The organism is Microbacterium cremeum, from assembly GCF_015277855.1.
Taxonomy (GTDB): Bacteria; Actinomycetota; Actinomycetes; order Actinomycetales; family Microbacteriaceae; genus Microbacterium; species Microbacterium cremeum.
This window is the reverse complement of record NZ_CP063812.1, coordinates 2042269-2063412: the sequence shown is the minus strand read 5'-3', so window position 1 is coordinate 2063412 and position 21144 is coordinate 2042269. Positions and strand designations below refer to the sequence as shown.

The 21144-nt window shown below is 70.7% G+C and carries 22 protein-coding genes; 15 read left to right on the top strand and 7 right to left on the bottom strand.

The window, feature by feature from the left end; all coding sequences use genetic code 11:
- Positions 1–2: 2 nt before the first annotated feature.
- Positions 3–584, bottom strand: coding sequence for a TetR/AcrR family transcriptional regulator (locus IM778_RS09345; protein ID WP_194408646.1), 582 nt, complete (start codon positions 582–584; stop codon positions 3–5).
- A gap of 68 nt (positions 585–652) precedes the next feature.
- On the opposite strand from IM778_RS09345, the gene IM778_RS09340 reads away from it, so the two are divergent.
- Complete coding sequence (locus tag IM778_RS09340; protein ID WP_194408645.1) at positions 653–2071, top strand: MFS transporter; 1419 nt, start codon at positions 653–655, stop codon at positions 2069–2071.
- Positions 2072–2108: 37 nt separating this feature from the next.
- On the opposite strand, the gene IM778_RS09335 is transcribed toward IM778_RS09340, so the two are convergent.
- Positions 2109–2975 (bottom strand): PAC2 family protein, encoded by an 867-nt coding sequence (locus IM778_RS09335; RefSeq protein ID WP_194408644.1) that lies wholly within the window; start codon positions 2973–2975, stop codon positions 2109–2111.
- Positions 2976–3063: 88 nt separating this feature from the next.
- Between IM778_RS09335 and IM778_RS09330 the strand changes: the two genes are divergently transcribed.
- From IM778_RS09330 to lnt, 9 genes are read left to right on the top strand one after another with little or no spacing between them, the layout of a single operon-like run.
- On the top strand, positions 3064–3768 hold the full coding sequence (locus IM778_RS09330; protein WP_194408643.1) for an HAD family hydrolase: 705 nt from the start codon (positions 3064–3066) through the stop codon (positions 3766–3768).
- On the top strand, positions 3765–4772 hold the full coding sequence (locus tag IM778_RS09325) for a tRNA (adenine-N1)-methyltransferase (protein ID WP_194408642.1): 1008 nt from the start codon (positions 3765–3767) through the stop codon (positions 4770–4772). Before IM778_RS09330 ends, IM778_RS09325 begins: the two co-directional genes overlap by 4 nt.
- Before the next feature lie 9 nt (positions 4773–4781).
- On the top strand, positions 4782–5744 hold the full coding sequence (locus tag IM778_RS09320; protein ID WP_194408641.1) for an FKBP-type peptidyl-prolyl cis-trans isomerase: 963 nt from the start codon (positions 4782–4784) through the stop codon (positions 5742–5744).
- 45 nt (positions 5745–5789) lie between these two features.
- Complete coding sequence (locus tag IM778_RS09315) at positions 5790–6785, top strand: helix-turn-helix transcriptional regulator (RefSeq protein ID WP_194408640.1); 996 nt, start codon at positions 5790–5792, stop codon at positions 6783–6785.
- Positions 6782–7744: a helix-turn-helix transcriptional regulator gene (locus tag IM778_RS09310; protein WP_194408639.1), complete on the top strand. Its 963-nt coding sequence runs from the start codon at positions 6782–6784 to the stop codon at positions 7742–7744. The genes IM778_RS09315 and IM778_RS09310 overlap by 4 nt, the downstream gene beginning before the upstream one ends.
- Positions 7745–7799: 55 nt before the next feature.
- Positions 7800–8051 (top strand): twin-arginine translocase TatA/TatE family subunit, encoded by a 252-nt coding sequence (gene tatA / locus IM778_RS09305; RefSeq protein WP_194408638.1) that lies wholly within the window; start codon positions 7800–7802, stop codon positions 8049–8051.
- A 6-nt stretch (positions 8052–8057) separates the two neighbouring features.
- The gene (gene tatC / locus IM778_RS09300) at positions 8058–8879 is read left to right on the top strand and encodes a twin-arginine translocase subunit TatC (protein ID WP_420488824.1); all 822 of its coding nucleotides are present in this window, start codon (positions 8058–8060) and stop codon (positions 8877–8879) included.
- On the top strand, positions 8876–11371 hold the full coding sequence (locus IM778_RS09295; protein ID WP_194408637.1) for a DEAD/DEAH box helicase: 2496 nt from the start codon (positions 8876–8878) through the stop codon (positions 11369–11371). Before tatC ends, IM778_RS09295 begins: the two co-directional genes overlap by 4 nt.
- 59 nt (positions 11372–11430) lie before the next feature.
- A complete protein-coding gene (lnt, locus tag IM778_RS09290; RefSeq protein WP_194408636.1) occupies positions 11431–12999 on the top strand; it encodes an apolipoprotein N-acyltransferase in 1569 nt (522 codons plus the stop codon).
- 27 nt (positions 13000–13026) lie between these two features.
- On the opposite strand, the gene IM778_RS09285 is transcribed toward lnt, so the two are convergent.
- The 4 genes from IM778_RS09285 to IM778_RS09270 all read right to left on the bottom strand — a co-directional run bounded on the left by IM778_RS09285 (position 13027) and on the right by IM778_RS09270 (position 15883).
- Positions 13027–13410 carry an RNA polymerase-binding protein RbpA gene (locus IM778_RS09285; protein WP_194408635.1) on the bottom strand — a complete coding sequence of 128 codons (384 nt, stop codon included), beginning with the start codon at positions 13408–13410 and terminating at the stop codon, positions 13027–13029.
- A gap of 136 nt (positions 13411–13546) precedes the next feature.
- Complete coding sequence (locus IM778_RS09280; protein ID WP_194408634.1) at positions 13547–14320, bottom strand: glycerophosphodiester phosphodiesterase family protein; 774 nt, start codon at positions 14318–14320, stop codon at positions 13547–13549.
- Positions 14321–14325: 5 nt separating this feature from the next.
- Entirely contained in the window at positions 14326–15393 is a 1068-nt protein-coding gene (locus IM778_RS09275) for an SPFH domain-containing protein (protein WP_194408633.1), read from the bottom strand.
- Positions 15386–15883, bottom strand: a complete 498-nt coding sequence (locus IM778_RS09270) for an NfeD family protein (RefSeq protein ID WP_194408632.1) — start codon at positions 15881–15883, stop codon at positions 15386–15388. Before IM778_RS09270 ends, IM778_RS09275 begins: the two co-directional genes overlap by 8 nt.
- Positions 15884–16002: 119 nt before the next feature.
- Here IM778_RS09270 and IM778_RS09265 point away from each other — a divergent pair, with 119 nt between their 5' ends.
- Together IM778_RS09265 and IM778_RS09260 are read left to right on the top strand one after the other, a co-directional pair.
- Complete coding sequence (locus IM778_RS09265; protein WP_194408631.1) at positions 16003–16767, top strand: SDR family oxidoreductase; 765 nt, start codon at positions 16003–16005, stop codon at positions 16765–16767.
- A gap of 2 nt (positions 16768–16769) precedes the next feature.
- Complete coding sequence (locus IM778_RS09260; protein WP_194408630.1) at positions 16770–18755, top strand: S9 family peptidase; 1986 nt, start codon at positions 16770–16772, stop codon at positions 18753–18755.
- A gap of 71 nt (positions 18756–18826) precedes the next feature.
- On the opposite strand, the gene IM778_RS09255 is transcribed toward IM778_RS09260, so the two are convergent.
- Positions 18827–19384 carry an HdeD family acid-resistance protein gene (locus IM778_RS09255; RefSeq protein ID WP_194408629.1) on the bottom strand — a complete coding sequence of 186 codons (558 nt, stop codon included), beginning with the start codon at positions 19382–19384 and terminating at the stop codon, positions 18827–18829.
- Positions 19385–19552: 168 nt separating this feature from the next.
- Between IM778_RS09255 and IM778_RS09250 the strand changes: the two genes are divergently transcribed.
- Genes IM778_RS09250 through IM778_RS09240 form a run of 3 tightly spaced genes read left to right on the top strand, consistent with a single transcriptional unit; the run spans position 19553 to position 21137 of the window.
- Positions 19553–20146, top strand: coding sequence for a sulfite oxidase-like oxidoreductase (locus IM778_RS09250; RefSeq protein WP_194408628.1), 594 nt, complete (start codon positions 19553–19555; stop codon positions 20144–20146).
- Positions 20143–20868 (top strand): ferredoxin reductase, encoded by a 726-nt coding sequence (locus IM778_RS09245; RefSeq protein WP_194408627.1) that lies wholly within the window; start codon positions 20143–20145, stop codon positions 20866–20868. The genes IM778_RS09250 and IM778_RS09245 overlap by 4 nt, the downstream gene beginning before the upstream one ends.
- Positions 20865–21137 carry a DUF6510 family protein gene (locus IM778_RS09240; protein WP_228484484.1) on the top strand — a complete coding sequence of 91 codons (273 nt, stop codon included), beginning with the start codon at positions 20865–20867 and terminating at the stop codon, positions 21135–21137. The genes IM778_RS09245 and IM778_RS09240 overlap by 4 nt, the downstream gene beginning before the upstream one ends.
- Positions 21138–21144 lie beyond the last annotated feature (7 nt).

Sequence of the window (21144 nt, the reverse complement as noted above, 5' to 3'; positions counted from 1 at the left end):
GTTCACCCGCGCGCCGCGAACAGCGACACGACCGTCGCCGTGACGATGCGGTCGGCATCCGCGTCGTCCAGCCGGCCGGCACGGACCTCTGCGGCGGCGGTGTGCAGCATCGCGGTGAAGCAGGCCGTGAGCCAACCGGAGTCGAGGTCGGTGCGCATCGCGCCCTCCTGCTGCCCGCGCTCGATGAGTGCGCGGACGCGTGCCATCGGCTCGGCGTGATGGGCGAGGATCCGATCGTTCGAGAGCGTCTCCTCGGCGACGCCGAGCAGCCGGTGGAAGGTGTCGACGATCCGCCACGATCGACGGATCAGCAGGTCCAGCGCGGCCATGGGCTCGCCGCTCAGATCGAGCGAGGCCAGCTCGGCTTCCGAGCGTGCGATCACCCGCAGCAGCGCCTGTTCCACGAGTTGCTCGCGTGACGAGAAGTGCCCGTAGAGGGTGACCCGGCCGACGCCGGCGGCTCGTGCGATGGCGGCCATGCTCGCGCGCGGATCGCGGGTGAGCTCGTCGACGGCGGCGTCGAGGATCGCCTCACGGTTGCGGACGGCATCGGCGCGCGTGGCGCGGGGAGTGGCATCGGCCATGACTTGACACTATCTCGAACAGGCATGTACAAGTTAACTCAAACACTCGTGTTCGAGATAGGAGCACCATGTCACATGCCTCGCCGCCGCCCGCGCCCGGCGCCACCGACGTCCCCTTCCCGCATCGCGCCGGTCGGCCGCGCCTCACGCTGTTCGTCCTCGCGCTCGTCCAGGCGATGCTGGTCATCGATCTGACGGTCGTCAACGTCGCGCTGCCCGTGATGAGCGCAGAGCTCGGCATCGAACCTGCGCTCGCGGGGTGGGCGATCGCCGCCTATGCCGTGCCGTTCGGCGGGCTGCTGATCCTGGGTGGACGGCTCACCGATGTGCTCGGCGCGCGGAAGATGCTCCTCGCCGGGCTCGTCGTGTTCACCGTCGCGTCGCTCGTGGCAGCGCTCGCGGCCGGCCCCGGATGGCTCATCGGCGCTCGCGCCGCACAGGGCGTGGGTGCGGCGCTGCTGTCGCCGGCCGCGCTCGCCACCCTGCTCCATCGCTTCCACGGTGCCGGACGCCATCGTGCGCTCGGCGTCTGGAGTGCGATCGGCGGCGCGGGAGCCGCTGTCGGCGTGCTCCTCGGCGGTCTCCTCACCGGCGGGCCCGGCTGGCGCTGGATCTTCCTCGTCAACCTGCCCGTCGGGGTGCTCGTCGCCCTCGCGATTCCGGTCATCGTCGGGTCGGCGACCACAGCCGCACGCGCGAGCGGCCGGATCGACGTCGCCGGCGGCCTGCTCGCCACGGCCGGGCTGGGAGCCGTCGTGTCGTCGTTCACCGTGACCGAGCAGGTCGGTCCGCTCGCCGGCGCCGTGGCCGCCGGAGGCGGGCTTCTCGTCCTGGCCGCGTTCGTCGCGGTCGAGCGACGCACAGCCGATCCGCTCGTGCGCCCCGGCCTGCTGCGGTCACGACCGGTGGCGACAGGATCGCTCCTCATGCTGGTCGCGACCGGGCTGCTCGTGGGCGGTTTCGTCATGTTCTCCTTCCAGCTCCAGATCGGCGCCGGATGGGGGCCGATCGCGACGGGCCTGGCTTTCCTGCCGATCGCGGTCGGCGTCATGGTCGGCGCGCATCTCGCCGGTCGCGCCATCGGCGCTGCGGGTGCCCGCCGCATCGCGCCGGTCGCCCTCGTGCTCGCCGCCGCCGGTCTCGCGATGACGGCCATCGCCATCGCCGGCGGCCTGCCGGAGGGCATCGCGGTGGCCGCCATGAGCGTGTGCGCCGCAGGGCTCGGCGCCTCGTTCGTGTGTGCGAGCACGACCACGCTCGGCCGCGTGGATCATGCCGAGGCGGGAACGGCGTCGGCCGTTCTCAGCTCGTCCCACGAGATCGGAAGCGCCGCAGGGGTCTCGGTCTTCGCGGCGCTCCTCGCGTCCAGCGCGGTGGCAGGCTTCAGCGCAGCGGCGGTGGCGGCCGCCGTCGCGGCGCTTCTCGCCGCGATCGTGATCGCGCCGGGCGTGACTGCGCCTCCGGCCGGTGGTCACGGCGTGCACTGATGCCGGCGACCGCCGCTGGGGCGATCAGCCGTTCGCCTCAGCGGCGCGGGTCGTCGCGGCCGGGCTTGGTCGGCCCTTCTCCGCCGCCGCGGCGGAGATAGCGCTCGAACTCCTGCGCGATCGCGTCTCCCGACGCTTCGGGCGAGTCCCACGTGTCGCGCGTGCGCTCGAGCTGGCGGATGTACTCCGTCATCTCCTCGTCGTCGGCTGCCGCGGCGTCGATGGACGCCTCCCATGCGGCCGCCTCGGTCGCGAGGTCGCCGCGGGGGACGGCGGCGCCGGTGAGGTCCTCGAGCTTGTCGAGCAGCGCGAGCGTGGCCTTGGGGGACGGAGTGTGGCCTGCGACGTAGTGCGGCACGCTCGCCCACAGGGCGGCGGTCGGGATCCCGGCCGTCTCGGCGACGTGACCCAGCACGCTGAGGATGCCGACGGGCCCTTCGTAGGTGCTGCGCTCGAGGTCGAGCGCGCCGCGCAGCGCCTCGTTGTCGCTCCCGGCGAACACCGAGATCGGCCGGGTGTGCGGGACGTCCGACATCATCGAGCCGATCGCCACGAAGCCGGTGATGTCTTCGCGCAAGGCGATGTCGACGAACTCCGATGCGAACGCCTGCCAGGCGCGCGCCGGCTCCACGCCGGTGAGCAGCCAGAGCTGAGTTCCGCGCGTCGCACGGGCCGGACGCAGCAGCGCGGCCTCGGGCCAGCGAAGCGTGCGGCGTCCTTCGCCGTCGGTGGCGACGTGCGGGCGCGTGTACTGGTAGTCGAAGTACAGCTCGGGGTCGACAGAGAAGACGGTCTCGTACTCGCCCCCCTCGCGCAGGCGCGTGATGGCCGACGACGCGGCTTCGCCCGCGTCGTTCCAGCCGTCGAACGCGGCGACCAGCACACGGCGACCCAGTCCGTCCACGAGACCTCCTCCACCCCGGCGAGGGGTTCCCTCCAGGATAGGCCCCGGTCCCGCGGAGGGGTCGGCGCCCGCTCGGTAGGATTGCACGGTGAATGCGCCACGCCTTGCGGCGGTCCTGTGGGACATGGACGGAACCCTCGTCGACACCGAGCCGTACTGGATGGCGGCCGAGACGCCGCTCATCGAGAGCTTCGGCGGGACGTGGTCGCACGAGCAGGCGCTGAGCCTCGTCGGCCTCGGCCTCGAGGATTCGGCGCGAATCCTGCAGCAGACCGGCGTCCGGATGAGCGTCGACGGCATCATCGACCACCTGACCGACGATGTGATGCGCCGGCTCGCCACCACGGGCGTCCCGTTCCGTCCCGGCGCCCGCGAGCTGCTCGCGAGTCTGCGGGCGAGCGGTGTCAAGACGGCCCTCGTCACGATGTCGATGCGGCGCATGGCCACGACGGTGGTCGATCTGATCGACTTCGAGGCATTCGATGTGATCATCGCCGGCGACGACGCGACGCGCCCGAAGCCGTTCCCCGATCCGTATCTGCAGGCGTGCGAGGCACTCGGCGTGACCACCGAAGAAGTCGTCGCCATCGAGGACTCGCCCAACGGCCTGCGGTCCGCCGTCGCGTCGGGCGCCGTCGTCCTCGGTGTCCCGCTCATGGTGTCGCTCGCCGGCGCGGGGGCGCACGAGATCTGGCCCACGCTCGAAGGGCGGACGGTCGACGACCTGGCGCGCCTCCACGCGTCGCACCGCAGGGCCGCTGCCGCCGCCGCGACGGAAGGGGTCACCCGATGACAGAGCAGCCACGCGGACCCTTCCGCCTCGGAGACCGCGTCCAGCTCACCGGCCCGAAGGGGCGGCTGCACACCGTCACGCTTCGCGAGGGCGGCGAGCTGCACACGCACCACGGCGTCCTGCGCCACGCCGATCTCGTGGGGCTCCCGGACGGATCCGTCGTCGCGAACAGCGGCGGGCACGAGTACCTCGCGCTGCGACCCCTGCTGCGCGACTTCGTGATGTCGATGCCGCGCGGCGCGGCCATCGTCTATCCCAAGGACGCGGCGCAGATCCTCGCCGAGGCCGACATCTTCCCCGGGGCCACCGTGGTCGAAGCCGGAGTGGGCTCGGGCGCGTTGTCGCTGTGGCTGCTGCGCGCCATCGGGGCAGAGGGGCGCCTGGTGTCGTTCGAGCGGCGCGAGGACTTCGCCGACGTCGCGCGCGCGAACGTCGAGACGTTCACCGGGGAGGTCCCGGCGAACTGGGATGTCGTCGTGGGCGATCTCGCCGAGGATCTGCCGCGGACTGTGGCGTCGGCATCCGTCGATCGTGTCGTGCTCGACATGCTGGCCCCGTGGGAGTGCATCGACGCGGTCGCCGACGCGCTCACACCCGGCGGCGTCGTCGTCTGCTACGTCGCGACGGCCACGCAGCTGAGCCGCGTCGCGGAGTACCTCCGAGGCACCGGGCTGTTCACCGAGCCCGACGCCAACGAGACCATGGTCCGCGGCTGGCACGTCGAGGGACTCGCCGTCAGGCCCGACCATCGCATGGTCGCCCACACCGGGTTCCTCGTGTGGGCGCGGCGGCTCGCGCCCGGCGCGGTGCCACCCGAGGTCAAGCGCCGGGCCTCCAAGTCGAGTTACAACGACCAGGACGTCGAACTGTGGACCCCGGGCGCCGTGGGCGACCGCGAGATCACCGACAAGAACCTGCGCAAGCGGGTGCGCGAGGCGCAGCGTGCCGCCGAGGGTGCGCGGATGGCGTCCGGTGGTTCGGACGTGTCCGGCGAGTCCGCCTAAACTAGCCCGGTGCGCAAGATCCCTGCTGCCCTCGCCGTGCTGGGCCTCGTGACCGTCGGCCTCGCCGGCTGCTCCCTGCCCGGCGCCTCCGACTGCTCACGTCCGGCTGTCTCCGACCCGGACGTGATGGACCTCATCACGGTCGAGGGGGAGACGGATGCCGAACCCGAGGTCGACGTGTACACGCCGCTGAAGGCGCCGCACCTCGCCTACGAAGACGTCGTCGCCGGTGAGGGCACCGCGATCACCGAGCCGAACCAGCTCATGGTCGTCGATGTGTCGGTGTACAACGGCGAGACCGGCGAGCACATCGTCGCGACCGCCTACGACGGCGACCTGTCGCGTGTGACCTCGCCGTCGCAGTGGACGCAGAACTTCCCCGGCTTCGAAGAGGCGCTGCACTGCGCCACCGACGGATCGCGCATCGCCGTCGCGCTCTCACCCGAAGACATGAGCGCCGAGGTCGCGTCGAGCTTCGGGCTCGCCAAGGACGAGTCCGCGGTCGCGGTGATCGACGTCCGCAAGGTGTACCTGCCTGCCGCCGACGGCGCCAACCAGTTCAACAGCGGCTTCGGCCTGCCGAGCGTCGTGCGCGCTCCCGACGGTCATCCGGGCCTGATCATCCCCGACGGCGCCGCGCCGGAGGAGCTGGTAGTCCAGACCATCAAGAAGGGCGACGGCCCCGAGGTCACCGGGGACGAGCCGGTGCGCGTGCACTACACCGGCGTGGTGTGGGGCGAGGACGAGGCCTTCGACAGCACCTGGGACGCCGAAGCCGCGTCCCTCACCCTCGACGGCGTCGTCCCCGGCTTCGCGGCCGCCCTCGAAGGGCAGACCGTGGGGTCGCAGGTGCTGGTGGTCATCCCGCCCGAGCTCGGCTACGGCGACCAGGATCAGGGGGCCATCCCGGCCGGATCCACGCTCGTGTTCGTGATCGACATCCTCGGACTCGACGCGGCGCCGGAGGCCTGAGCGCGGCGCCGGGACGCAGCCCGGATCCAGACCTAAGATAGGCGAGTGCCTGCCACTGCGCCCGCGAAGATTCCGCCCGAGGAGCGTCTGGTCAACCTCGTGGTCGCGCTCATCGCGACCGATCAGGGGCTGACCAAAGACACCATCCTCACATCGGTCGCGGGCTACCGCGAGCAGAGCGAGGCCGGGGCGTCGAAGGACGCGCTCGAGAAGATGTTCGAGCGCGACAAGGAGGCGCTTCGGGGCCTCGGGGTCCCGATCGAGACCATCGGCGACTGGGCCGATCCCGACGATCTGCGCGAGGCCCGCTACCGGGTGCCCAGCGCCGAGTACGAGCTTCCCGAAGACATCGGGTTCACTCCTGCCGAGCTGGCTCTGCTGAACCTCGCCGGCGGGGTGTGGAGCGAGAGTTCGATGTCGGACGACGCCCGCAGCGGACTGCGCAAGATCCGGGCGCTCGGCGATCTCGTCGACGAGCCCATCATCGGGTTCTCGCCGCGCCTGAGCCTGCACGATCCGGCGTTCCTGCCGCTGCAGCAGGCGATCGAGCAGAGCCGCGTCGTCACCTTCCCCTACCTGAAGCCCGGTGAGGCCGCGCCGCGCACCCGGCGGCTGCAGCCACTGGCGCTCGTCGAGTACGAGGCCCGCTGGCACGTCTTCGGCATCGACCAGGACGCCCACGCCGACCGCACGTTCCTCCTCTCGCGCATCGTGGGCCCGGTGTCGGTGACCCGCGAGTCGTTCGATGCCGCACTGCGGGAAGGCGCGGGGGAGCGCGCCCTCGCCGGGCTGGAGGAGGTCGCCGCGCGCAACATCGCCCTGCTCGAGGTCAACCCGGGCACCGAGGGGGCGCTGCGCCTGGCGCGCCGCGCGCAGCCCGCCGAGCAGGGCATCCGCGTGCCATACGTCGACGTGAACATCTTCGCCGACGAGCTCGCCTCGTACGGGCCCGAGGTGCGCGTGGTCGAGCCCGCCGACCTGCGCGACCGCGTCATCGAGCGGCTCGCGGTGACACGCGACCTGCACGGAGGGGTCTCATGACCGCGCGGCGTCCGCTCGTCGCGACCGACCGCGCCGCGCTCATGCTCCAGCTCGTGCCGTACCTGATCGGCAAGGGCGAGGTGTCGCTCGCCGAGGCCGCAGCCGAGTTCGACGTCACGCCCGATCAGATGCGCTCGATGGTCGAGAAGCTGACCGTGATCGGCCTTCCCGGCGAACGCGGCTACTGGCAGATGGCCAATGACCTGTTCGACATCGACTGGGACCTTCTCGACGAGCAGGACCTCATCGTCATCACCAACTCGGTCGCGCTCGAGCGGTCGCCGAAGCTCACCGCCCGCGAGGCGGCCGCCCTGCTTGCCGGACTCCAGCTCGCGCGGTCGATCCCCGGCGTCGGCGACACCGACCTGTATGCGGGCCTGCTCGCCAAGCTCTCCCGCGGTGCATCGGCGACCCCGGCCGAGGTCATCCTCGCCCCCGAGCCCGTCGATGCCGTCCGCGATCTCGTCGCCGAGGCGCTGCGGCGGCGCGTGGCCGTCTCGTTCACCTACAAGGCGCCCGATGCCGCACCCACCACGCGCACCGTCGACCCCGTGAAAGTCCACATCGCGAGCGGCCAGTGGTACCTCCAGGGCTGGTGCCACCTGCGCGAGGCGATGCGCACGTTCCACCTCGACCGCGTCAGCGCGCTCGAGCTCACCGACATCCCGACCACGCATGCCGGCGAGCCCGCCCCGGACTGGTTCTCGTCCGGAGCCGGAGACATCGTGGCACGGGTGCGGTTCCCCGAGTCGATGGCCCCGCTCCTCGGCGACTACCTCGAACGCGCCACCCTCTCGACGGCGGACGGCATGACGACCGCGACCATGCGGGTGGCCGACGAGCTCAGTCTCCGGCGGTTGGCGGCACGGCGCGGGGGCATCGTCGAAGTGCTCGAACCGCCTGCGGCACGGCGGGCGGTCGCCGAGTGGGCCGAGGCAGGGCTCGCGCAGTACCGCTGAGTCGGCGGCGGGCTAGACTGGCCCCACGATCCTGACATTCTCCGGAAGGACAACCATGGGAATCCAAGGCTGGCAGTGGCTACTCATCCTCGCGGTGATCCTTCTCCTGTTCGGTGCAGCGAAGCTTCCCGCGCTCGCCAAGAGCATGGGTCAGTCGGCGCGCGTCTTCAAGGGTGAGATGAAGGCGATGAAGGAGGAGGACAAGCCGGTCGACGGCACCTCCACTTCGGTCGCGGCGCCCGCGAACCCGGGCGAGTCGACGGAGCCGTCGGCTGGCGCGGGCGGAGCGTCCCAGACCAAGCCATAGTCGTTCGTGGTGACGACCGAGCCGCCGCGCACCGGAGACGCCGACCGGCCGCGGCGTGAGAAGCGCATGTCGCTCGGCGCACACCTCGTCGAGCTGAAGAAGCGGCTGACGATCAGCGTCATCGCGCTCGTCGTGGGCATGGTGATCGCGTTCATCGTCACCGAGCCCGTTCTGTGGCTCATCACCGAGCCCATCCGCCTTGTCGCGGAGGCCCGCGGTGAGGAGTCGTCGGTCGAGCTGATGTTCAGCACCGTGACGTCGGGCTTCGACCTCCGGCTGCGGATGTCGTTGGCGATCGGCCTCCTCCTCTCGGCGCCGGTGTGGCTGTGGCAGGCGTGGGCGTATGTGATGCCGGGCCTGACACGGAAAGAGATTCGTTACACGGTCGGGTTCGTCGCGGCCGCGATCCCGCTCTTCTTCGCCGGCTGCGCGACGGGCCTCTACGTCATGCCGAACATCGTGACGCTCATGGCGGGATTCGTCCCGGCCGGGGCCGCGGCGTTCTACGACGCCATGTACTACTACGACTTCGTCTTCAAGCTGATGTTGTTCGTCGGCGTCGCCTATGTGCTGCCGGTGTTCCTGGTCGCACTGAACCTGGCCGGGATCATCTCGGGCCGCGCGATCGTCAAGGGCTGGCGCGTCGCCGTCATCGTGTCGGTGACGTTCGCCGCCCTCGCCACGCCGCCCGCCGATGTCGCGACGACGTTCCTGCTCGCCGGCATCCTCATGCTGCTGTTCTTCACCGCAGCCGGGCTGTCGATGCTCTTCGACAGGCGAAAGGCGAAACGCAACGCCGCCATTCTGCCCCCGGAGCCCGGCGCATGATCGATCCCGGTCCGGCCGAGCGGTACGCGCAGGCACGCGAGACCGCAGAGCTCGACCGGAGCCATCCCCTCACGGCGGCGTTCGCGGCATCCCAGCGCTTCTCGCTGGATCCCTTCCAGCTCGCCGGGTGCCGCGCGCTCGAGGCCGGCCGCAGCGTGCTGGTGGCGGCGCCGACCGGCGCGGGCAAGACGATCGTCGGCGAGTTCGCCGTGCATCTCGCGATGCGAGAACCCGGTGACAAGGCGTTCTACACCACCCCGATGAAGGCGCTGTCGAACCAGAAGTTCCGCGAGCTGCAGGACGTGTACGGCCCTGACGAGGTCGGCCTCCTCACCGGCGACACCAACATCAACGGCAACGCGCGCGTCGTCGTCATGACTACCGAGGTGCTCCGCAACATGCTGTACGCGGACTCACCGGCGCTGCGCGGCCTGCGCTACGTCGTCATGGACGAGGTGCATTATCTGGCGGACCGGTTCCGCGGCGCGGTGTGGGAGGAGGTCATCATCCACCTCGCGCCGTCCGTGCGGCTCGTGTCGCTGTCGGCGACCGTCTCGAACGCCGAGGAGTTCGGCGACTGGCTCGACACGGTGCGCGGCGACACCGAGGTGATCGTCTCCGAGACCCGACCCGTCCCGCTCGAACAGCACGTCCTGGTGCGCGGCGACCTGCTGCCGCTGTTCGACGACCGCGCGGGCGTCGCGACGGCGCAGGTGAACCAGGAGCTCATGCGGATCCGCTCCTTCAAGGGCTCGAACTTCGACAACAACCGACGCGTGCAGGCCGCGAACAGCGCGCGGCACGCGGGGTACGAGGCATCCCGCCGCCCGAATCGGGGGATGAAGAGGCCCGTGCGCTCCGCGAACGTCCAGCGCGTCGAACGTCTCGACCGGCCCGACGTCGTCGAACTGCTCTCGCGGTCGAACCTGTTGCCGGCGATCTTCTTCATCTTCAGTCGCGCCGGGTGCGATGCCGCGGTTCAGCAGGTGCGCCGGGGCGGCGTGCGGCTGACGTCGCAGGACGAGCGGCGTGAGATCCGCGCGATCGTCGAGGAGCGCACGCGGTCGCTGCCCGACGAGGACTTGGCCGTGCTCGGGTACTGGCAATGGCTCGACAACCTCGAACGCGGCCTCGCGTCGCACCACGCCGGACTGCTGCCGGCGTTCAAGGAGGTCGTCGAGGAGCTGTTCCGGCGAAAGCTCGTGAAGGTCGTGTTCGCCACCGAGACGCTGGCGCTCGGCATCAACATGCCCGCGCGCACCGTCGTGCTCGAGAAGCTCGAAAAGTTCAACGGCGAGGCGCGCGTGGCGATCACGTCGGGGGAGTACACCCAGCTCACCGGCCGGGCCGGCCGGCGCGGCATCGACGTCGAAGGGCACGCCGTCATCCAGTGGACGGAGGGTCTCGACCCGCAGGCGGTCGCGGCGCTCGCTTCACGCCGCACGTACCCGCTGAACTCGAGCTTCCGGCCTACCTACAACATGGCCGTGAACCTCATCGACCAGTTCGGCCGACCTCGGGCGCGCGAGATCCTGGAGTCGTCGTTCGCCCAGTTCCAGGCGGACCGCGCCGTGGTGGGCCTCGCCCGCCAGGTGCGTGACCAGGAGGAGTCGCTGGCGGGATACCGGAAGGCGATGACGTGCGACCGCGGCGACTTCACCGAGTACTCGTCGATCCGGCGCGAGCTCAGCGACGTCGAGAAGCTGAACCGCAAGGACGCGAACGCCTCGCGACGCACGCGCGACGAGAGGCAGCGGCACATCGCGAGCCTGCGCAAGCGCATGCAGCGGCACGCGTGCCATGGGTGCCCCGACCGCGAGCAGCACGCGCGATGGGCTGAGCGGTACTGGAAGCTCAAGCGTCAGATCGACAAGCTGCGGCACCAGATCGATACGCGCACCGGCACGGTGGCCCGCATCTTCGATCGCGTCGTGGACGTGCTGGACGAACTGGACTACGTGCAGGTCGCGGAGGACGGGACCACGGCGCTCACACCCTCGGGGCGGACGATGCGCCGTATCTACGGCGAGCGGGATCTGCTCGTCGCCGAGTCGCTGCGCCTGGGGTTGTGGAAGGACCTGGATGCCGCGTCTCTCGCGGCGATCGCGTGCTCGCTGGTGTACGAGCCCCGCCGGGACGACGCGGGACCGGGGGAGCGCGGCCTGCCGCGCGGCCCGTTCCGCGCCGCGTTCACGGCGACCCTCGATCTGTGGCAGCGGCTCGACGACCTCGAGCGGGAGCACCATCTGCCGGGATCCGAGCCGATCTCGTCGGGCCTCGCGACGGCGATGCACACGTGGGCGCGCGACGGCATGCTCGATCGCGTGCTCGGCGAGGCCGACATGGCCGCCGGCGACTTCGTGCGCTGGGCGAAGCAGACGATCGACCTGCTCGACCAGCTGTCGCTCGTCGCCGATCAGCCGATCGCCGGCACCGCGCGCAAGGCACTCGATTCGGTGCGCCGCGGCATCGTGGCCTACTCGACGGTGTAGCCGCCGCTCGTCGCGGGCGCTGAGAATCGGCATCCGCGGGTTCGCCTAGTGTGGACTCCGTGCCATCCGACGCGGCGTCCCGTCCACCGTTGCCGAGCGCGCTGCTGCCGCTGTGGGCAGGCGTCCTCTCGGCGGCAGCCGGGGGATTCGCGTTGTCGACGGCATTCCCCGCGCTCGCGTGGTGGCCGATGGTGTTCCTGGCGATCCCGCTCACCCTCGTGAGCCTCATCGGGCGCAGGGCGTGGAGCGCCGCACTCGTCGGCCTCGTCTTCGGGCTGGCGTTCTTCCTGGTGAACGTCTCGTTCACCGCGCGGTACCTCGGTCCGGTGCCCTGGCTGGCGCTGTCGATCTTTGAGGCGGTCCTCACCGCCGTCGCCGCCGTCCCGATCGCGCTCGCCTACCGCTGGCTGCCTCGCGTCGCGGACGGCCCCTGGGCGCGGCTTGTCGCGTTGCCGGCGATTGTCGCGGCGTTGTGGGTGGTGCGCGAGCAGTTGCTCGGCACCTGGCCGTACGGCGGGTTCCCGTGGGGGAGGGTCGGCATCTCGCAGGCCGGCAGCCCGCTCGCGAGCGTGGTCTCGTGGGTCGGTGTCGCCGGGCTGTCGTTCCTGATCGTGATGCTGTGCGCGAGCGCGGTGGAGTGGGCGCGGCTGCGCCGGTACCGCGATCTGCGCACGGCGATCCCGGTGCTGGTGGTCGGCGTCGCCCTGTTCGCGCTTCCGCAGTTCCCCACGACGGATGCCGGAAGCATGCGCGTGGGGGCGGTGCAGGGCGACGGACCCGCCGGCTACTTCGACGAGCGCAGTCGCAACGACGTGCTCAACGCGCAGCTGCGGGCGACGGCGCCGCTGCTCGGCGAGGAGATGGACGTCCTGCTGTGGCCGGAGGGCGGCGTCGACTCGGATCCCACGGCGAACGAGAGCACCGCTGCGACGCTCGATGCCTTGGCCGCCCGGATCGACGCGCCGCTCGTGGTCGCGGCCGTCACCCAGCGTGGCGACGAGTACTTGAACTCGTCGCTGCTGTGGGAGCCGGGGGCCGAGAATCCCGTGGACGTCTACGACAAGAGGCACCCCGTGCCGTTCGGGGAGTATGTTCCCGACCGGTGGTTCTACCGCATGTTCGCACCGGATCTGATCGACCTCATCCAGCGCGAGTACACCCCGGGCGGAGCGCGCCCGTACTTCGACGTCGGCGGGGTGGGGGTGGGACTGGCGATCTGCTTCGACGTGATCTATGACGACGTCGTGTGGGACGGGGTGCAGGACGGCGCCGAGATCTTCATGTTCCAGACCAACAACGCCGATTTCCGCGGGACCGACGAGAACCTGCAGCAGCTGGCCTTCGCCCGCATCCGCGCGGTGGAGACCGGGCGCGCCGTCGTCAACATCTCGACGGTCGGCACGAGCCAGGTGATCGCTCCCGACGGCTCTGAGATCGCGGTGCTCCCCGCCGACACCGCGGGCCACATGCTGGAGGACGTGCCGCTGCGCACCGGCCTGACGCCGGCTGTCGTGCTGGGCGGCGCGCTGCAGCTCGTGATGGTGTGGGGCGCGGCCGTCGCGCTCGTCGCCGTGGGCGTGCTGGGGAGGACAACGCTGCGCGGGAACGCGAAAACGCCGACCCCGTAGGGTCGGCGTTGCGCGGTGGACGCGTCGTCAGGCGCTGAGCTTGTCGACCGTCATGTCTTCGCCGGCGCCGCGACGCGCGCGCACGTAGGCCAGGCGCTCTTCGAGCAGCTCCTCGAGCTCGGGGATGCTACGGCGCTCGAGCAGCATGTCCCAGTGGCTGCGGGGGGTCTTGTCGCCGGAGTGGTCGACGGTGGCGGTGCCCTCACCGACGCGGAGCAGCGCCTCGGCGCCGCACGTGCGGCACTCCCAGGCCGGGGGAACCTCGGCATCGGCCGCGAAGGTCAGGGTGGTGTCACGTCCGCAGGACGTGCACGTGTAGGTATGCTGTGCGCGCTCATGGAACACGACGCCCTCTTCGCTCTGTAGGCTCTGGGCGCCGAGTCGGATGCCGCGCAGACTGCGGTCTGCCATTTTGTGGTCCTCTCGTCGCTGTACAGGTATAACGGTGAGACCTGAGCGGATCATCCGAACGGACGGGGTTGCTCAGGATTTCACAGTGGATGCACAGCGGGTGCGCGAACGATGTCCGCGCTGTTCTCGGGTCCTCTCAGGCTAACGTCTTCAGCGCGATGTCGGTGCGGTCGGTGACGATGCCGTCGACGCCCATCGCGACGAGCCGGCGCATATGGTCGGGCTCGTTGACGGTCCACACGTGCACCTCGACGCCGTGCCGGTGGGCGGCGGCGATGAATCGCGGCGTCACCAGCCGCAGGCGGCCCTGCCGCTCCGGCACCTGCAGCGCGTCGACTCCTGCCAGCGCGCGGGCGATCAGGCGGTCCGAGCGGGACGAGACTGCAGCCAGCACCCGGGCGACCGTACCGCTTCCGGCGGAGGTCGCCGGACGGATGCCGCGGCCTGCCGCCTGCGCGGCGAGCAGCGCGGCACGCCGTCTCGCGTCCGAGAAGCTCGTCACGAGCACGCGGTCGCCGTGTGCCGCGACCTCGGCGCCGACGGCGGTCGCGGCATCCGCCGCCTTCACGTCCAGGTTGAAGCGCACGGTGGGGAACGCGTCGAGCGCCTGCGCGAGGGTGATGAGCCCGCCTCGTTCCGACATGAGCTGCTCGAGCTCGCGCGCCGTCACGTCGGCGACCTTGCGCGGATCGCCGGTGACGCGCGCGAGGTCGGCGTCGTGGAACAGAACGACCACGCCGTCCGCTGTGAGGTGGCAGTCGGATTCGACGTAGCGTGCTCCGGCGGCGTGTGCGGCGGCGACGGCGGCGAAGGAGTTCTCGACGACGCCGTCGGCGGCGTCGGCAGGCGCCACGAGCCCGCGATGGGCCAGCACGCGGGGCAGGGCAGCGCCCTGGAACCACGGATGCATGCGACTCAGCGCTGGTCGGAACGGGGCGCGTCGGTCCGCGCGGCCATCGCCTCGTTGGCGATCTCGTCGGCGGCGGACGCCGCTGCACGTGCGGCGGCGACCGCCTCCTCGGCGGTCTTCCCGCCGGTCGACTCCCACGTCGGGCGGGCGTCCGCCTCCCGCCGCGGGCCGGCGGCGGCGCGGCCGCCGAACGCGTCGCCGATGCCTTTGAGCGCCTCGGTGAACTCGCTCGGGATGATCCACATCTTGCTCGAGGCGCTCTCGGCGATCTTCGGCAGCGTCTGCAGGTACTGGTAGGCGAGCAGCTTGTCGTCGGGATCGCCGACATGGATCGCGCTGAAGACCATCTCGATGGCCTCGGCCTCGCCCTGCGCGCGCAGCACAGCCGCCTGCTTGTCGCCCTCGGCACGTAGGATCTCGGCCTGGCGGCGCCCCTCGGCTTCGAGGATCTGCGACTGCTTGGAGCCCTCTGCCGTCAGGATCGCGGCACGGCGGTCGCGCTCGGCGCGCATCTGCTTCTCCATGGAGTCCTGGATCGAATGCGGCGGGTCGATCGCCTTCAGCTCGACGCGCGAGACGCGCAGACCCCACTTGCCGGTGGCCTCGTCGAGGACGACCCGGAGCTGCCCGTTGATGTTGTCGCGGCTGGTCAGCGCCTCTTCGAGGTTCAGGCCGCCGACGACGTTTCGCAGGGTGGTCGTGGTGAGCTGCTCGACCGCGCTGAGATAGTTGGCGATCTCATACGTCGCCGCCCGTGCGTCGGTGACCTGGAAGTACACCACGGTGTCGATCGAGACGACGAGGTTGTCTTCGGTGATGACCGGCTGCGGTGGGAACGACACCACCTGTTCGCGCATGTCGACGAGCGGACGAAGCCGATCGATGAACGGGACGAGCAGGTTCAGCCCGGGCTGAAGGGTCCGCTGGTACCGCCCGAGTCGCTCCACCACGCCGGCATACGCCTGCGGAATGATGCGGATCGATCGGAAGATCACGACGATCACGAAGATCGCCAGAACGATCAGCAGCACGACCACGAAGATCTGGCCGATGAATGCGCCCACGTCAACCATTGTCGGAAGTCCTTTCCTCGGGGGTGGCGGCGGCGGCCGCGGTGACCTCGACGGTGGCGCCGTGCACCGCGAGCACCGTCACCCTGGCGCCGACGTCGATCGCGGTCGGCGACGAGGCCGCCAGGCGGGCGGTCCAGGTCTCGCCGTTGTCGAGCTTGACCGAGCCGTCGCCGTCGACGAACGTCTGCACCACGCGGCCGCCCATGCCGTAGAGCGCGTCGACGTTGGTGCGGGCATCCGGTTCCTCGCGGTGCAGAAGCCGCAGCAACAGTGGCCGGATCGTGAACAGCAGGACGGCCGACAGGGCGGCGGCGACGCCGATCTGCAGCCACCAGGGGCCACCGAGCAGGTTCACGCCGAGTCCGCCGATCAGGGCGCCGGCGGCGAGCATCAGGAAGGTGAACTCGAGCGTGAGCAGTTCGATGATGATGAAGACCAGCGCGAGAACCAGCCACGCGATCCACATGTACTGGGTCAGATCGGGCAGCATCGCCATCCCTTCGTCGCGTCTGATTGGCACCCTACACCGGTCGGCGACGACCCCGGTTGATAGGCTCGACCGCGGCCCGAAACGCGTCGCCGGGCACCGACATCCCAGGAGCAGAACACATGTCCCAGACCCTCGAACCCGGCTCGCTGAGCGGCAAGACCGCGCTCGTGACCGGCTCCTCCCGCGGCATCGGCGCCGACACGGCCCGCTATCTCGCCGAGGCCGGCGCGAACGTCGTGATCAACTACCGCAACAAGGCGCCGCGGGCCGAGAAGCTCGCGACCGAGCTGCGAGGGCTCGGCGTCGAGGTGCTCGTGGTCGGGGCCGACCTCACCGATGCGGCATCGGTGCAGGCGATGTTCGACGAGGTGGAGCGCGCCTTCGGAGGGCTCGACGTGCTCGTGCTCAACGCGTCGGGCGGCATGGAGTCGGGCATGGCCGAGGACTACGCGCTGCAGCTGAACCGCGACGCGCAGGTCCGCGTGCTCGAGACGGCTCTGCCCCTGCTGCGCGAGGGCTCCCGCGTGGTGTTCGTGACCAGCCACCAGGCGCACTTCATCCGCACCACGCCGACGATGCCCGAGTACGAGCCGGTCGCACTGTCCAAGCGGGCCGGCGAGGACGCGCTGCGCGAGCGCATTCCCGCGCTGGGCGAGCGCGGCGTCGACTTCGTGGTCGTCTCGGGCGACATGATCGAGGGCACCATCACGGCCACCCTGCTCGAGCGAGCGAACCCGGGTGCGATCTCGGCCCGCCGCGAGGACGCCGGCAAGCTCTACAACGTGGCGGAGTTCGCCGCCGAGGTCGCCGCGGCGGCCGTCGACCCCGTGCCGGCCGACAACACGCGCCTCGTCGGCGACGTCTCGTCGTTCGTGGCGGAGTGAGCATGCGGCCACAGGGCATCGAGACGCTCGTCTCGGTCGGACGGCCGGCGATCGCACCGGACGGCGGGTTCGCCGTCTTCGCGACGTCGCGCCCCGATCTCGCCGCCAACCGCAACGTCGGGCAGCTCTGGCGCATCGACCTTCCCGACGGCACGCCCCGGCGCCTCACGCGAGGCACGGCCGACAGCGCACCGCGCCTGTCACGCGACGGCACCAGTATCGCGTTCCTCCGTGGCGACGCGAAGGGCAAGCCTCAGGTGCACATCATCGACGCCTCCGGCGGCGAGCCCGTCCAGGCCACCGACACCGTGCTCGGCGTCGAGGACTTCGCCTGGGCGCCGGACGGCGCCAGCATCGCCTATCTCGCGCGCGTACCCGAGAAGGGGCGGTACGGCAGCGTCGAAGGGCTGGATCCCTCAGCCGAGGCGCCGCGCCACATCACCGGCATCCGCTGGCACGCGAACGGCCTCGGCTACGTGGCCGATCGTCCCGCGCACGTCTTCGTGATCGCCGCCGCGGCGACCGATTCGGAGCCCTTCTACGAGCCGGCTCCCGATGTGCTCGCCGACGACGAGACACCGCCGAAGAAGCCCGTGGTCGCGGCCGAGGCGCGCCAGCTGACCGAGGGGACCACGTCGCATGCCGCCCTCGTGTTCACCGCCGACGGCCGGGAGCTGCTCACGGTGCCCGACGACATCGAGCCCGATCGGCGCGACCTGCGCACCCGCGTCGTCGCGATCGCGGTGGACGGTTCCGGTGAGCGCGAGGTGCTGGGCACCGACGCCGGGCTGTCGCTGTACGGTCTCGAAACCGCGCCCGACGGCACGATCGCGGTCCTCGCGCACGAGGTCGGCGACGGCGTCGACTTCGTGGCGCCGGGCGTGGGCCTGTGGCTGCTCGAGGCGGACGGCCCGCGTCGGCTCACCGACGCCGAGACGATCGACCTCGGCGAGGTCGGCAGCCACATCACCCCGGTGGGCGACGACTTCCTCGTGCAGGACCGCACGCGAGGTCGCGTCCGCCTCGTGCGCGTCTCGCGTGCCGGGGATCTCACCGAGGTGCTCGACGGCGATGTCGAGGTCAACGGCCACGCGGCAGGCGGCGGACGGATCGTCGCATCCGTGGCACGGCCCGACTCGTACGGCGAGCTCGTGCTGCGCGACGGCGCAGACGTGCGGACCCTGACCTCGTTCGGGGCGGCGGCTGCGGCATCCGGTGTCGTCCTCCCGACCGAGCTGACCGTCACCGGCCGCGACGGCTACCCTGTGCACGGCTGGGTCGCGACGCCTGCGGGCGAAGGCCCGTTCCCGGTGATCCTGCAGATCCACGGCGGGCCGTATGCCGCGTACGGCATCCATCTGTTCGACGAGACGCAGGTGCTCGTGGACGCCGGCTACGCCGTCGTGTACTGCAACCCGCGGGGGTCGGCGGGATACGGGCGCGCCCATGGCCGCAGCATCCGTCAGCAGATGGGCACCGTCGACTTCGCCGACGTGATCGACTTCCTCGAGGGGGCGATCGCGAGCGACGACCGCCTGGACGGCGACCGCGTCGGTGTGCAGGGCGGGTCGTACGGCGGGTACCTCACCGCCTGGGTGATCGCGCACGACCACCGGTTCGCGGGTGCCATCGTCGAGCGCGGATTCCTCGAGCCGCAGTCGTTCCAGGGCACGAGCGACATCGGCTCGTTCTTCGGCGACGAGTACGTGGGCGTCTCGGCCGACGACATCGCGCGCCAGAGCCCGATGGCGGTCGTGGGGCAGGTGACGACGCCGACGCTCGTGCTGCACTCCGAGCTCGACTTCCGGTGCCCGCTCGAGCAGGCGACACGCTACTACTCCGCGCTGAAGCGGCAGGGCACCGAGGCCGAGCTCCTCGTCTTCCCGGGCGAGAACCACGAGCTCACCCGCTCCGGCCAGCCCCGGCATCGCGTGCAGCGCTTCGACGCGGTGCTCGACTGGTGGGACCGGCACCTGCCGGTCGGCTGACCCACCGCCGGCATGACGAAGGCCCGGGAGCTCGCGCTCCCGGGCCTTCGACGTTTCCGTCGGGTGACGGATCAGATGTCGCCCTTGAAGGTGAAGGCGCGCACGATGTTGATGATGCCGAGGACGATGAGCGAGATGCCCAGCAGCCACCAGAGCACGATCGTGCCCCACACCGGCGAGAACAGCACGACGATGCCCGCGACGATGCTCAGGATGGCGAAGAAGATCGACCAGCCCTTCGATGCCGCGTCGCCGAGCGTCGACAGCGCGACGATGCCCTCGACGATCCACATGATGCCGACGAGGATGCCGATGAAGACGGCGAGCCATGCGGTCGTGGCCGTCAGATTGAACAGCGCGACGACGCCCGCGATGATGAACAGGATGCCGAGCAGGATGTGGCCGACGCGAGCCCAGCCGCCCTTGGTCTTCGAGAAGATCCCGAGGCCCGCGTAGACGAGGCCCGCCGCGATCGCGTAGATCGCGATGATCGCCGCGACGACGGCTGCCGTCTTGCCCGGCCAGACGAGGATGAGGATTCCGACGATGACGGCGAGGACGCCGCCCACGCCGAGCGCTGTGCGGATGCCGTTGACGGCCGACTTCGCAGCCGCTGATTCGGTGGACATGGGAGGTCCTTTCTGGGAGTTCCCTGAACGTGATGCGGGCTAAAGCTTAGACCCGTCATCGAACTTTGCGGGCAGAAAGCTCGTGTGTTGTCACATATCGTTCGCCGTCGGGATCGCGCGGAGCACCGGGGGAGCGCTACCGTGAGCGTGCACGAGTGAGGAGGGGCCATGGCCGTCATCTCGAGGGGGTTCGGGGCTCGGCGTCGCGAGAGCGACCCCCGGCTGCCGCCCGGGCAGTATCTGACCGAGGACTTCCCGGTGCTCTCGGCCGGGCCGACGCCTCGGATCGATCTCAGCGAATGGCGGTTCGACCTCCGCACCGAGTCGGGCGAAGGCGCCTCGTGGTCGTGGGACGAGTTCATGGACCTGCCCATCGAGGACGTCCACACCGACATCCACTGCGTCACCCGCTGGTCGAAGCTCGGCACCTCCTGGCGCGGAGTCTCGCTGGACACACTGGTGGACGCGGTCGAGACCGAGGCGTCGTACGCGATGGCGCACTCGTACGGCGGCTACACCACGAACATCCCGCTGGAGGACCTCCTCGGCGGCCGCGCCTGGGTGGCGTTCGAGTTCGAGGGCGAGCCCCTCGATCCCGAGCACGGCGGACCGGCGCGGCTTCTGGTGCCGCACCTGTACTTCTGGAAGAGCGCCAAGTGGGTGCGCGGTCTGACACTGATGGACGACGACGAGCCGGGCTTCTGGGAGCAGAACGGGTACAACATGCACGGTGACCCGTGGACCGAGGAGCGGTACTGGTGACCGTCGGCGGGTGGCGGCCGGCGCGCGTCGTCGAGACCGTTCCCGCAACGCCGTCGGCGCGTATCCTGCGCCTCGCCGTCGCCGACTGGCCGGGCAGTCTCGCCGGACAGCACGTCGACGTCCGGCTGACCGCCGAAGACGGCTACCAGGCGGTGCGCTCCTACTCGCTGGGTTCGTACGGATCCGGTGAGACCATCGAGCTCGGCGTCGACGAGATCCCCGACGGCGAGGTGTCGCCCTACCTCGTACGCGATGTGCTGCCCGGCGACGAGCTCGAGGTCAAGGGTCCACTCGGCGGCTACTTCGTGTGGCAGCCCGGGGGAGTGGCCCCCGTTCAGTTCATCGCGGGCGGGTCGGGCGTGGTGCCCTTGATGGCGATGGTGCGGGCGGCGACGGATGCCGGGGCCGCGGCATCCGCCCGTCTTCTGTACTCGACGCGCAGGCCGGAGAACGCGATATATCGCGAGGAACTGAGCGACGGCGCCGGTGACAGGGGAGTGGCGGTGTCGTGGGCGTACACGCGCGCCGCCCCGGCTGGGTGGGACGGCCAGGTCGGCCGCCTCGACGACGAGCGCCTTCGCGAGGCGGTGTGGCCGCCCAGCAGCGCGCCCATCGTCTACGTGTGCGGACCGACGGGGTTCGTCGAGCATGTCGCGGACGCGCTGGTGCGGCTCGGGCACCCGCCCGCGCGGATCAGGACCGAACGCTTCGGAGGTGCATGATGCGAGCCGAGAACGCACGGAGCATCGTGGACGGCAACGCCGCCGCAGGGTTGCTGGCCGATGTCTTCGGCGACGACGTGACCGCGCTCATCGGCGTGTGCGGCGGCTGCTCGGCGTCGGCGCCGCTCGCCGAGGCGACCGTCGAGCTCGATGAGACGGCTGCCATCGTGCGCTGTCGGTCGTGCACGCACACGCTTCTGACGGTCCTGCGCACGCCCGTCGGCATCCGTCTCGTCCTCGGGACGCTCCGCGAGCTCGAACGGCGCTGAACCGCCG

Excerpts from the sequence above, each read along its gene's own strand:
- IM778_RS09345 (WP_194408646.1), bottom strand. The coding sequence starts at position 584 with ATGGCCGATGCCACTCCCCGCGCCACGCGCGCCGATGCCGTCCGCAAC.
- IM778_RS09340 (WP_194408645.1), top strand. The coding sequence starts at position 653 with ATGTCACATGCCTCGCCGCCGCCCGCGCCCGGCGCCACCGACGTCCCC.
- IM778_RS09325 (WP_194408642.1), top strand. The coding sequence starts at position 3,765 with ATGACAGAGCAGCCACGCGGACCCTTCCGCCTCGGAGACCGCGTCCAG.
- IM778_RS09310 (WP_194408639.1), top strand. The coding sequence starts at position 6,782 with ATGACCGCGCGGCGTCCGCTCGTCGCGACCGACCGCGCCGCGCTCATG.
- tatA (WP_194408638.1), top strand. The coding sequence starts at position 7,800 with ATGGGAATCCAAGGCTGGCAGTGGCTACTCATCCTCGCGGTGATCCTT.
- IM778_RS09295 (WP_194408637.1), top strand. The coding sequence starts at position 8,876 with ATGATCGATCCCGGTCCGGCCGAGCGGTACGCGCAGGCACGCGAGACC.
- IM778_RS09285 (WP_194408635.1), bottom strand. The coding sequence starts at position 13,410 with ATGGCAGACCGCAGTCTGCGCGGCATCCGACTCGGCGCCCAGAGCCTA.
- IM778_RS09280 (WP_194408634.1), bottom strand. The coding sequence starts at position 14,320 with ATGCATCCGTGGTTCCAGGGCGCTGCCCTGCCCCGCGTGCTGGCCCAT.
- IM778_RS09275 (WP_194408633.1), bottom strand. The coding sequence starts at position 15,393 with ATGGTTGACGTGGGCGCATTCATCGGCCAGATCTTCGTGGTCGTGCTG.
- IM778_RS09270 (WP_194408632.1), bottom strand. The coding sequence starts at position 15,883 with ATGCTGCCCGATCTGACCCAGTACATGTGGATCGCGTGGCTGGTTCTC.
- IM778_RS09265 (WP_194408631.1), top strand. The coding sequence starts at position 16,003 with ATGTCCCAGACCCTCGAACCCGGCTCGCTGAGCGGCAAGACCGCGCTC.
- IM778_RS09260 (WP_194408630.1), top strand. The coding sequence starts at position 16,770 with ATGCGGCCACAGGGCATCGAGACGCTCGTCTCGGTCGGACGGCCGGCG.
- IM778_RS09255 (WP_194408629.1), bottom strand. The coding sequence starts at position 19,384 with ATGTCCACCGAATCAGCGGCTGCGAAGTCGGCCGTCAACGGCATCCGC.
- IM778_RS09250 (WP_194408628.1), top strand. The coding sequence starts at position 19,553 with ATGGCCGTCATCTCGAGGGGGTTCGGGGCTCGGCGTCGCGAGAGCGAC.
- IM778_RS09240 (WP_228484484.1), top strand. The coding sequence starts at position 20,865 with ATGATGCGAGCCGAGAACGCACGGAGCATCGTGGACGGCAACGCCGCC.